Below are 12,073 nucleotides of genomic sequence, written 5' to 3' on the forward strand. Positions count from 1 at the left end.
GAGCGACGCGCCGGCGGTCTGGCGTCGGGCTTGCCGTTTCGCCGAGCATTATGCGGAGCGCATCCTCGGCGCCGATCCGCACCTGCTGCATGCCGAGCGGCAGAAGCTTGGGGTTTCCGCGCTCGACGATACCGGGCCAGATGCCCTGCGCCAGCTCACGGAGCGCTACGCGGACGTACTGCAGGATAATCTGCCGGAAGATCCGCAGGCGCAGTTGCTGGCGGTCATCCGGTCGATGCTCGCCGCCTGGCGCGCGCCGCGCACCCGCCTCCTGCGGCAGGCGCACGGCGTGCCGGACGATGCCGGGCTGGCGATCGCCGTACAGGCGATGGCGTATGCGGATATCGACGGGGCGTCCGGCGTCGTCCACGTCCGCTCGCGCGATCCCGCGACCGGGGCCTCCGGGCTGGTCGGCACGGCCAGGATGGGCGCGCGCGCCATGCCCGTCGGTGCGCTGGGTGACAAGCTCCGCGACTCGCTCGAGCAGATGATGGACGCCCTCGAGCATCAGACCGCCAGCGTGCAGACGGCGGAGTTCATTATTGAGGCCGGGCATCTGTGGCTGGTGGACAGTCGCCCGACGGTCCTCAGCGTGCAGGCGGCGCTCAAGGCAGCCGTCGACATGGTCGGGGAAGGGCTGATTACCCGCGAGGACGCCGTGCTGCGCATCGAGCCGGCCAGCCTCGACCAGCTTCTGCACCCGACGCTCGATCCGGAAGCCCCCGCGAGCGGATCGCACATGGCCTGCCGCCTCGCCGGGGCGGCAAACGGCATCATCGCGCTTGATGGCGCCGAAGCCGAGCGCTACGCGGCTGCCGGGCGCGACGTCATCCTCGTGCGCCATGAAACGACGCCGGACGATATCCGCGCCATGCACGCTGCGCGGGCATCGTCACCGCGCGCGGCGGCCTGACCAGCCATGCCGCCATGGCGGCGCGCGGCATGGGGCCCGTGCGTGACTTCGGTCGAGGGGCTGACGATCGATATCGAAGCCGGCACGGTGCGGCTTGGGGCCAAGTCTACGGTGTCGGCACACCGATCACCATCGACGGCAGCCGCGGGGACGTGTTCGCGGGGCAGGTGCCGCTCAAGCATCCGGAGCCGGAGGGCGATTTCGCAATCCTCATGCAGTGGGCGGATGAGCGGCGACGGCTCAAGGTGCGTACCAACGCGGAAACGCCGGAGGAAGTGGCGGTGGCGCGCCGGTTCGGTGCCGAAGGCGTCGGGCTGTGCCGCACGGAGCAGATGTTCTTCAACGAGGACAGGATCATCGCCGTGCGCCAGATGATCCTGGCCCCGGACGAGGCGGAGCGCCGGGCGGCGCTTGCAAAGCTGCTGCCGCTGCAACGCGGCGACTTCGCGCAGATTTTCCGTATCATGGCGGGGCTGCCGTGCACGATCCGCCTGCTGGACCCGCCCCTGCACGAATTTCTGCCGACCGAGGCCGATGATTATGTCGATGTCGCTGCCGCGGCTGGTGTCAGCGTCGAGGTCGTGCGTCGGCGGGTCCGGGAGTTGACCGAGGCCAACCCGATGCTCGGGCATCGCGGTTGCCGGCTCGGCATCACCTACCCGGAAATCTACGAGATGCAGGCGCGCGCCATTTTCGAGGCGGCGATCGAGGTCGCGCGCGAAACCGGCCTTGCCGTCTCTCCGGAAATCATGGTGCCGCTGGTCGCGGCCCCGCGTGAGATGGCGCTGCTCAAGGATGTCATCGACGATGCGGCGCAGGATGTGTTCGCCGTCAGCGGCCGCCGGCTGGATTATCAGATCGGCGTGATGATCGAGCTGCCGCGCGCTGCGCTGCTCGCAGGCGAGATCGCCGCGTGGTCCGAGTTCTTCAGCTTTGGCACCAACGATCTGACGCAGATGACGCTCGGCCTCAGCCGGGACGACGCCGGGCGCTTCCTCTCGAGTTATGTCGCCAAGCGGATCCTCGAGGTCGACCCGTTCGTCAGCCTCGATATCAGCGGCGTCGGCGAGCTGATCCGCCTGGCGTCGGAACGCGGGGTGGCGGCCCGGCCGACCCTGCGCCGGGGCATCTGCGGCGAGCATGGCGGCGATCCGGCGTCGATCGCCTTCTGCGAGCAGATCGGACTCGACTATATCAGCTGTTCGCCGTTCCGCGTGCCGATCGCCCGGCTGGCGGCGGCGCAGGCGGCCCTGCGGCTGCATGACCGGCGCAGCGTATCGCCGGCGCAGCGGGCGCTTCTCTAGGGTCAGGACCCATTCTTAATGAGTCCTGACCCTAGTGTCGTGGAATCGAAGTTCGTTACACCATGATATCGGGCGGTCAAGCGAACTTCGATTCTGAAAACGACACGAGAAACAATATCTTGCGAGTGTCCTTCTCGAATCTGAAATCCAACCGCGCCTGATATTGGATGTAACGGATTTCAGATTCGGGACACTAGCAGCCCGTTAAAGTGATTTACTCGATTAAACTTAGGCTAATTTTTCGTTTCCCCAACATGTCACTGGCCGCACAGTGCAGATGTATCACCGAAAAAGCGTGGGGATTACGATGAGCAAGAAAACTGCATCGCTGCTGGCAATTCTGGCCGCCACTCTGTCGCCGCTGGCGCTCAGCGCCCCGTGATGGCGCAGAGCGCGGCGATGAACAGCACGGACTGGTGGCCGAACAGGCTCGATCTTCGGCAGTTGCGGCTGAACGAGGATCAAGCCAATCCCTACGGTCAAGGCTTCGATTATGCCGCCGCCTTCAAGACGCTGGACCTGGCCGCGGTGAAAAGGACATCAACGCGACGCTGACCACCTCGCAGCCCTGGTGGCCGGCCGACTACGGCAATTACGGGCCGTTCTTCATCCGCATGGCCTGGCACAGCACCGGCACCTACCGTGTGATCGACGGGCGTGGCGGCGGCGACGGCGGCCAGCAGCGCTTCGAGCCGCTGAATAGCTGGCCGGACAACGTCAGCCTCGACAAGGCGCGGCGCCTGCTGTGGCCGATCAAGCAGAAATATGGCCGCAAGCTGTCCTGGGGCGACCTGATGGTCCTTGCCGGCAACGTCGCGCTTGAAAACATGGGCTTCAAGACCATCGGGTTCGCCGGCGGCCGCGCCGACGACTGGCAGCCGGACCTCGCCTACTGGGGCCGGAAAACAAGTTCCTCGGCGCGGACCGCACCGACACCAAGGGCAACCTGAAAGGGCCGCTGGCGGCAACCCAGATGGGCCTGATCTATGTGAACCCGGAAGGGCCAAACGGCGTGCCGGACCCGATCGCGGCGGCCGCCGACATCCGCAAGGCATTTCACCGGATGGCGATGAGCGATGAAGAGATCGTCGCCCTGATCGCCGGCGGCCACACCATCGGCAAGGCGCACGGCGCGCACAAGCCGGAGGAATGCGTCGGCGCGAGCCTGCGGCAGCACCAATCGAGCAGCAGGGCCTCGGCTGGGCCAGCAAATGCGGCAAGGGCAATGCGGAAGACACGGTCAGCAGCGGGCTGGAAGGCGCTTGGTCGGCGAATCCCATCGCCTACACCACCCAGTACCTCGACAACCTGTTCGGCTTCGAATGGGTGCAGACGAAGAGCCCGGCCGGTGCGATCCAGTGGATCCCCAGCGACCCCAATGCAGCGAACCTGGTGCCGGATGCGCACATCGAGGGCAAGCGCCATGCGCCGGTCATGTTCACGACCGATCTGTCGCTCAGGATGGACCCGGGATTCCGCAAGATTTCCATGCGCTTCAAGGATAACCCGGACGAATTCGCCGACGCGTACGCCAAGGCATGGTTCAAGCTGACCCACCGCGACATGGGGCCGCGCTCCCGTTATGTCGGCGCGGAAGTGCCGAAGCAGGAATTCCTGTGGCAGGACCCGCTGCCGGCGGCGGATGCCAAACCCATCGACGCGCAGGATGTCGCGCAGCTTAAAGCCCGCATCCTCTCAAGCGGCCTCAGCACGCCGGAACTGGTGCGCACGGCCTGGGCCGCGGCGGCAAGCTACCGCAGTTCGGACGGCCGTGGCGGCGCCAATGGCGCGCGCCTGCGCCTTGCCCCGCAGAAGGACTGGGCGGTCAACAACCCGGCTGAAGTCGCCAAGGTTATGGCCAGGCTCGAGACGATCCAGCGCGACTTCAACGCCGCGGCCAAGGGCGGCAAGAAGGTCTCGATGGCCGATCTGATCGTGCTGGGTGGCACGGCGGCGGTCGAGCGGGCGGCCGAACAGGCGGGCATGCCCGTGAAGGTTGCCTTCAAGCCCGGCCGGGTCGACGCCGCACAGGCGCAGACAGAGGTTGAGTCGTTCAACTACCTCGAGCTGAAGGCGGACGGCTTCCGCAACTACTACGATCCGGCAAGCTACGGCTCGCCAGCGGACATGCTGGTCGACAAGGCGGCGCTGCTGCAGCTGACGGTGCCGGAGATGACCGTGCTGGTCGGCGGCATGCGGGCGCTTGACGCCAACGCCGGCGGTTCGCGCAACGGCGTGTTCACGGCCCGCCCCGGCCAGTTGACCAACGATTTCTTCGTCAACCTGCTGGATATGAAGACCCGCTGGGCGAAGTCGCAGAAGACGGATGGTCTCTATGAAGGCTATGATCGCGCCTCCGGCCAGCTCCGCTGGACGGCGACGCCGGTCGACCTGGTGTTCGGCTCGAACTCGGAGCTGCGCGCGGTCGCCGAGGTCTATGCGTCCGACGATGCCAGGAAGAAGTTTGTCGAGGACTTCGCGGCCGCCTGGGCCAAGGTGATGGATCTCGACCGCTCGTAACCCGCGCTGTCCGGGCGGCGGCACCTGTCACCGTCCGGACGCCCTTCCCGAGAAAACGTGCCGTGATGCGACTGATCCGACGTGTAGTGCCGCTTGCGTGTGCTGGCCTTCTCGCTGGTCTGCCGGCGGCTCTGGCGGCCGAGCCGGCACCCCGCCCGGCGGCCTTCAGCGCCTGCCTGGCCTGCCACACGACGGAGCCGGCCAAGAACACCTTTGGCCCCAGCCTGTTCGGCGTCGCCGGGCGCAAGGCCGCCAGTTTGCCGAACTACACGTATAGCAAAGCGCTCCAGGCCTCCGGCATTACTTGGGACGCCGCGAGCCTCGACCAGTGGCTGACCAGCCCGCAGAAGAAGGTGCCCGGCACCAAAATGCCCTTCCCCGGCATCCCGGACGCTGCCAGGCGCAAACAGGTCGTCGACTATCTGCTGACCCTCCAATAAACTTCCTGTATCGAGCATGGCGACGGCACAGATATTGTCAGAAAAATGCCTCGATCGCTGCAACAGGGCTGGCCTTCAAGCCGCGGCGGCCATAGCGTGGCGCAAATAAGGGAGGGATCGATGATTCTGTATGGAAGCCCGCTGTCGCCATTTGTGCGCAAGGTTGTGATTTTGCTGCGGAAAAGGGGATCACGCTCGAGCATAACCGCCGGATCGGCCCGCTGGACATGAATCCGGAGTTTCGCGAGGTGAGCCCGTTCGGCCAGATCCCCGGTTTTCGCGACGGCGACTATACCCTGTGCGATTCCTCGGCCATCGTCGCCTACCTAGAGGCCAAACATCCGGAGCCGAACTTGATCCCGACCGAAGCGAAAGCGCGGGGCCGCACGATCATGTTCGACGAGTTCGCCGACATCCGGATGTTCGGGTGCGGGCGCAAGATGTTCTGGAACCGGGTCGTCGCGCCATTGTTCATGCGCATGCCCGGCGACCCGGCGGCAGCCGCCGCCGCCGAGGCGAACGAACTGCCGCCGATCCTCGCCTATCTCGACCGGATCGTACCGGATTCGCTGTATCTGGTCGAGGACCGGCTGACCCTGGCCGACATCGCGGTTGCCAGCCTCTTGGTCAATCTGCAGCACGCAGGGGCTGCCATTGACGCGGGCAAGTACCCCGGCTTGCTGCCTATCAGGACGCCATGTTCGCCCGCCCGAGCTTTGCTGCAACCATCGCCGCCGAGACCGCATCCATCCAGAAGGCGCGCGCCGCCACTGCCGCCTGAACGCAAGAGAAGGCGTTGCACGCACGCCCTGTTGCGCTAACAAGAGGCTGAGAACGGCGGTTTCGGCAACAGTATTGCGCAATTACAGGGGCGGCATGGGTGAGACGATCGTCATCGGCAAGGCGCAGACCTTGCAGGAACTGGTGCTGAAGCGCGCCAATCGCCACGGTCTGATCGCCGGCGCGACCGGCACCGGCAAAACCGTCACCCTGCAGATACTGGCCGAAGGGTTCAGCCGCGAAGGCGTGCCGGTGTTCATGGCCGACGTGAAGGGCGATCTGTCCGGCATGGCGATGCCCGGCTCGCCGATGCACAAGCTACACGACATGCTGACCGCGCGCGCGGCCGGGATGGGGCTGGAATACGCCTACGCCGACAACCCCGTGGTGTTCTGGGACCTGTTCGGCGCGCAGGGGCACCCGATCCGCACCACGGTATCGGAAATGGGGCCGCTGCTGCTGGCCCGGCTCATGGGCCTCAATGACACCCAGGAGGGCGTGCTGACCATCGCCTTCCGCTTCGCCGATGACGAGCAGCTCCTGTTGCTGGACCTCAAGGACCTGCAGGCGATGCTGACCCATGTCGCCGAGCAGGCGGATGCGCTGTCGACCCGCTACGGCAACATCTCGAAGGCAACGGTCGGCGCGATCCAGCGCCAGCTCCTGCAACTGGAATCGCAGGGCGGCGCGCACTTCTTCGGCGAGCCGGCGCTCGACCTCATGGACCTGATCGCAACCGACGACAGCGGCCGCGGCCAGGTGAACATTCTGGCCGCCGACAAGCTGATGGCGAGCCCCAAGCTCTATTCCACCTTCCTGCTCTGGTTGCTGTCCGAGCTGTTCGAGGCGCTGCCGGAAGTCGGCGACCCGGACAAGCCCCGGCTGGTGTTCTTCTTCGACGAGGCCCACCTGCTGTTCGACGAAGCCCCAAGGCCCTGCTTGAGAAGATCGAGCAGGTGGTGCGGCTCATCCGCTCCAAGGGTGTCGGCGTATATTTCATCACCCAGAACCCGATCGACGTGCCGGAGGATATCGCCGGGCAGCTCGGCAACCGGGTGCAGCATGCGCTGCGCGCCTTCACCCCGCGCGACCAGAAGGCGGTGAAGGCCGCCGCCGAGACCTTCCGCCCCAACCCGGCGCTGCAGGTCGAGACGGTCATCACCGAACTGAAGGTCGGCGAGGCCCTGGTCTCGCTGCTGCAGGCGGACGGCGCGCCCTCGATGGTCGAGCGCACGATGATCCGCCCGCCGGTCTCCCGGCTGGGGCCGTTGACGCCCGCCGAGCGCAGCATGATCGTCAAGACGTCCGCGGTCGCCGGCAAGTACGAGGCGGCGCAGGACCGGGAATCGGCCTACGAACTTCTGGCCGCGAAGGCCGAGGTTGCCGCAGCCGCGCAGGCGCAGGCGAAAGCGGACGCGGCACAGGCGAAGACCGAGGCGGCGCAGGCCGGGCGGAGGCGCGCGTGGCCCGCGCCCCGGCACGCCCGCGCGAGAGTGTGGCCGAGGCGGCGGTCAAGTCGCTGGCGCGCTCGGCTGCTTCTTCCCTCGGCCGGCAGTTGACCGGTCGCGCCGGCCAATCGCTGATCCGCGGCATATTGGGAGCCCTGCTGAAATAGCGCCGTACGCCGGGTGATCGACACTCTCTTGAGCCTGCTCGAGCGGCGGCTGGATGAAGCCGGGAGGGAACGGTAGTGAATGCCGACATCAAAGAGACGGGCGAGCCAAAGCGGCGATGGGCTACTGTTACTCGAGTCATTAGGTATATAACTCTAGTTCTGATACTCGTTAATCTGCCTTGCAGCTGCACACAGGATAATACAAAACTCTAATTTGATGCAGAATGCAGGAGACGCGCGCGCATCATAGTATTAAATGAAGTACTTTTGATGTAATATCTAATTAAAATAGGTAATTTTAAAAATTTTCATCCAGAAATACATGAAAAACAGGAGTTTGCCTACAAGTATATATTATCAATGCGCTAGAGACTATCCAGAGCTTTATGTAAAATTAATTAAAAAGGAGGCTATAATAAATAATCAGCGTATTACCGTAACAAGTGCGATAACCGGTGACCTTCGCCGGGCGGTTTTCTCGGTTTGCGGGTCTTCATTCGGAGGCCTTTTTGTCCAGTAAACATTGCGCGGACGAGGTTTTCCCGGTGCGCGAAGCTTGATGCGAGCACGCCAAGAATGTGGAGCGCGACGAGGGCGAGCGACAGATAGGTGAAGGCCGAATGGACGGATTCGACGACTTCGCTGGAACCCTCGCTCTCGTGTTCTTCGTATTCGTGACCGTCATCGCGTAAATTGTCCGGCATCTCACGGGCAGAATCGTCGGCGGTCTGTTCCATTGAAAGGATTCCGGCCAGCGGCCCCTGACCCTCCTCGACAGCAAGCAGCGTCATGCCGGAGAGGGTCGTGCCCGTGAGGGAAAGGAGCAGCGCGATGATCATCGCGGCACCTGCTGGATTGTGTCCGATATGACGTTCGGCTTTCCCGGAAACAAGGCCGCGAAGATACCGGAAGGCAGCGCCAGGCCCTGTCACGAATGAGGAAAACCGGGCGTGTCTTGTGCCGACGAAGCCCCACAGAAGGCGGACCATGACAAGTCCGGCGACCGAGTATCCGGCCCAGTGATGAATACCCTGAAACTCGTCGCCGCTGATATAGGCGGTGAAGAAGGCGATGACGATCCCCAGTGGCAGATGCGAACAATCGGGTCCCAGACCCTTACGGACTGCTTCGTATTCTCCTCGGTGTTCATGACACATCCTCGACGCTATAGGGATGGATCGTGGATAAATCCGGGAGCCCTGACGGCCTATTCGTCAAATGACAGGCAGGTTAATTTCCCGAGCAGGAAAGGCCCGCCTATGTCGGATGACGCAGACCAGAACCGGCTTAGAATCACCTCGGCGATTGTGTTCGGGGTCATTGCCATCCTGATTGCATCGGACCTCCTGCTTGACAGCCGCGACGGGGTTGGCTGGTTCCATGTGGTGCTCGAGGGCAGCGTTCTGCTCGCAGCGCTCGCCGGTGTTTACGTGATGCTGAGGCGCTTCCGACGGGTCGATGCTGACCTCACCCTTGCGCGTGAAGATGCCGAACGCTGGAGAGCCGAAAACCTGTCCCTTTGCGGGGTCTGAGCGAGGCGATCCGCGAACAGTTCGACGCCTGGGGCCTGACCGAGGCCGAGATCGAAATCGGTTTCCTGCTGCTCAAGGGCCTAAGTCATCAGGAGATCGCCGACATCCGCTCGACGAGCGAACGCACCACGCGTGAGCAGGCCCGGTCGCTCTATCGTAAGGCGAGCCTTTCCGGCCGCAACGAACTCTCGGCGTTCTTTCTGGAGGATCTTCTGCAGAGTAGCGTCATAAGCCGTTCCTCGTCTTGACAGGGACCGTGGGTATTACGGTGACAGGTGCGATAACCCCTTAATTGAGGTGGAAGCATAGTATGGTTGCGAGTTTGTGATGGCACGGCCTCATTCTTAATGAGTCCTGACCCTAGCATTACGCACCATGTAACGCTGCGTGGCAACAGGCGGGCGCAGACGTTTTTGACGATGGCGTATGCATAGTATCTTGATGTGCTGGCTGACGCAGCCGGGCATCACGGGGTGGAGGCATGCTTTAGGCGAGGCGTAGTTCGAGGCCTGGTATGCACGGCGGGCTTCTGCTGGCCCTGCTGAAATAGCGCCGTACGCCGGGTGTGCCGTACGGCTCGCTTAGCCTGAACCAAGCCACTCGCTCGAGCAAACCTTCTCGGATCATCCCGCTGGGTACGGGGTGGAGCCGAAAAGCGTGTCACTTGCGCAACATTCCGAAATTCATCGATCAGGCGTGTATTATTGGCAGGCAAGGCAATTGACGGGCGAGTGGGCCTGCGGGGTATGAAGTCAGGGTAATATTATTTCGGCGTTTTTGAGAGTGCGATGACCGTTACGGTTGAAGCGGCAGATGGTGGGGAAGCCGCCGACCCCATAGACCCTGCGAGCGATCCCGGGCTTCGGGCTGGTGATTATCCTGGGATTTTTGCAGCATCCCGCAGACCCGGCGCAACTGCGCCATGCTTTGGGCCATGGGGATCCGGCGAGCATCGAGGATTTGGTGCGACTCGCCAAGCGCGAGGGCGTACGGGCGCGCAGTGTGCATGCCGAATGGCGGCACCTGGCGGAACTACCGCTGCCAGCGCTTGCACGGACGCAGGGCGGGTATCTGATCCTGGCGCGTATCGAGGATGATCGGCTGCTTGCGCAGAATCCGGCGTCCGGCGAACTGCTGCGTCTGTCGATGGACGATTATGCATCACTTGAGGTCGAAGCAGTCATTCTATTGACGACGCGGGAGAGCATTGCAGGCGTCGCGAGAAAATTCGATGTCAGCTGGTTCATTCCGGCGTTGGTGCGCTATCGCCGCCATTTGGGTGAGGTCTTCGCCGCCTCGCTGTTCCTGCAGATCCTCGGGCTGTTGTCGCCGCTGTTCTTCCAGATCGTCATCGACAAGGTCCTCGTGCACAAGTCCCTGTCGACGCTCGAGGTCCTGGCGGTTGGCCTGACGGCGATCTTTGTGTTTGAAACCCTCATGAGCGGCCTGCGCCAGTATCTGTTCGCGCACACGACCAGCCGCGTCGATGTCGAGCTGGGCAGCCGCCTGTTCAGCCACCTGCAGGCTTTGCCGATGAGCTATTTTGCCAGTCGCAGGGTTGGCGACACAGTTGCGCGCGTGCGCGAGCTGGAGACGATCCGGGAATTCCTGACCTCGAATTCCGTCACCGTGGTGCTCGACCTGCTGTTCACCGTGATCTTCCTGGCTGTCATGTATCTGTATTCCTGGCAGCTCTTGATCATCGTGCTGGTGTCCATCCCGTTATACGTCCTGATTTCCCTGGCTGTGCTTCCGGGCTTGCGGGCGCGCCTGGACGAGAAGTTCAAGCGCCATGCCGAAAACCAGGCGTTCCTGGTCGAGAGCGTGACCGCCATCGAGACCCTGAAGTCCATGGCGGTCGAGCCGCAGATGCAGAACCGCTGGGAAAAGCAACTGGCCGGCTATGTCGGCGCCGGGTTTCGGCGGCGATGCTCGCCAACTGGGGCAGCCAGGCGATCCAGCTGGTCTCCAAACTGGCGACGGTCGCCATTCTGTTCTTTGGTGCCAAGCTGGTGATCAACGGTGATTTGACGGTCGGCATGCTGGTCGCTTTCAACATGCTGGCCGGACGGGTGGCGCAGCCAGTGCTTCGACTGGCACAACTGGCACAGGACTTCCAGCAGGCGCGGCTCGCCGTGGACCGGCTGGGCGATGTGCTCAACGCGCCGCCGGAGCCGACTTCGGCGTCCCGCCCAGCCTGCCGGCGATCGAGGGCCATCGCGTTCGACCAGGTGCGCTTCCGCTATCGCCTCGATGGGCAGGAGGTGCTGCGGGGCATAAGCCTCGCCATCCCCGCCGGCGAGATGCTGGGCATCGTCGGCCCGTCAGGCTCGGGCAAGTCGACGCTCACCAAGCTCATCCAGCGGCTGCATGTACCGGAGCAGGGCCGGGTACTGGTGGACGGCGTCGACCTGGCGCTGGTCGACCCGAGCTGGCTGCGCCGCCAGATCGGCGTGGTGCTGCAGGAGAATATCCTGTTCAATCGGACGGTGCGGGAAAACATCGCGCTCGCCGATCCTGCAACCCCGATGGCGCGGGTGATTGCAGCCGCGCAACTGGCCGGCGCGCACGAATTCATCCTGGCGCTGCCCGAGGGCTACGACACGCGGATCGACGAGCGCGGTGCCAACCTGTCGGGCGGCCAGCGCCAGCGCATCGCCATCGCGCGGGCGTTGATTTCCAACCCGCGGATTCTCATCCTCGACGAGGCGACCTCGGCGCTGGATGCCGAAAGCGAGGAGATTATCCAGGCCAATCTCCGTTCGATAGCGCATGGGCGCACGGTCATCATTATCGCGCACCGGTTGTCTGCGGTTCGCCAGTGTAACAGAATTATCACATTGGAGAGTGGGCAGATAATTGAGACGGGCCGCCATGAAGAGCTCTTGGCAAGCGGCGGGCGATATGCTCAGCTCTACCGTAAGCAGATGGGTCAAACCCAGAGTTAACCATTTTAGTAAGCGTTTGCG

General features: G+C 63.6%; 5 protein-coding genes and 4 pseudogenes. 8 read left to right on the forward strand and 1 reads right to left on the reverse strand.

Features of this window, described 5'->3' with window-relative positions; all coding sequences use genetic code 11:
* Window positions 1–352 precede the first annotated feature (352 nt).
* The 5 genes and pseudogenes from E6W36_RS19235 to E6W36_RS12200 form a co-directional block, all read left to right on the forward strand.
* Window positions 353–2,217, forward strand: a pseudogene (locus E6W36_RS19235) (putative PEP-binding protein); the annotation flags it as partial.
* A 399-nt stretch (window positions 2,218–2,616) separates the two neighbouring features.
* Window positions 2,617–4,737: pseudogene (gene katG / locus E6W36_RS12185) on the forward strand (catalase/peroxidase HPI).
* A gap of 65 nt (window positions 4,738–4,802) precedes the next feature.
* Window positions 4,803–5,177 (forward strand): c-type cytochrome, encoded by a 375-nt coding sequence (locus E6W36_RS12190; protein ID WP_222874485.1) that lies wholly within the window; start codon window positions 4,803–4,805, stop codon window positions 5,175–5,177.
* Window positions 5,178–5,404: 227 nt separating this feature from the next.
* Window positions 5,405–5,998 carry a glutathione S-transferase family protein gene (locus E6W36_RS12195; protein WP_342776667.1) on the forward strand — a complete coding sequence of 198 codons (594 nt, stop codon included), beginning with the start codon at window positions 5,405–5,407 and terminating at the stop codon, window positions 5,996–5,998.
* 55 nt (window positions 5,999–6,053) lie between these two features.
* A pseudogene (locus tag E6W36_RS12200) lies at window positions 6,054–7,572 on the forward strand (helicase HerA-like domain-containing protein).
* Between the two features lie 431 nt (window positions 7,573–8,003).
* On the opposite strand, the gene E6W36_RS12205 reads toward E6W36_RS12200, so the two are convergent.
* On the reverse strand, window positions 8,004–8,729 hold the full coding sequence (locus E6W36_RS12205) for a cytochrome b/b6 domain-containing protein (RefSeq protein WP_222872749.1): 726 nt from the start codon (window positions 8,727–8,729) through the stop codon (window positions 8,004–8,006).
* 102 nt (window positions 8,730–8,831) lie between these two features.
* On the opposite strand from E6W36_RS12205, the gene E6W36_RS12210 reads away from it, so the two are divergent.
* The 3 genes and pseudogenes from E6W36_RS12210 to E6W36_RS22230 all read left to right on the forward strand — a co-directional run.
* Window positions 8,832–9,104 (forward strand): hypothetical protein, encoded by a 273-nt coding sequence (locus E6W36_RS12210; RefSeq protein ID WP_222872750.1) that lies wholly within the window; start codon window positions 8,832–8,834, stop codon window positions 9,102–9,104.
* On the forward strand, window positions 9,092–9,352 hold the full coding sequence (locus E6W36_RS12215) for a helix-turn-helix transcriptional regulator (protein WP_222872751.1): 261 nt from the start codon (window positions 9,092–9,094) through the stop codon (window positions 9,350–9,352). The genes E6W36_RS12210 and E6W36_RS12215 overlap by 13 nt, the downstream gene beginning before the upstream one ends.
* A gap of 679 nt (window positions 9,353–10,031) precedes the next feature.
* Window positions 10,032–12,049 (forward strand): annotated as a pseudogene (locus E6W36_RS22230) (ABC transporter transmembrane domain-containing protein); the annotation flags it as partial.
* Window positions 12,050–12,073 lie beyond the last annotated feature (24 nt).

Source organism: Hankyongella ginsenosidimutans (assembly GCF_005144965.1).
GTDB lineage: Bacteria > Pseudomonadota > Alphaproteobacteria > Sphingomonadales > Sphingomonadaceae > Hankyongella > Hankyongella ginsenosidimutans.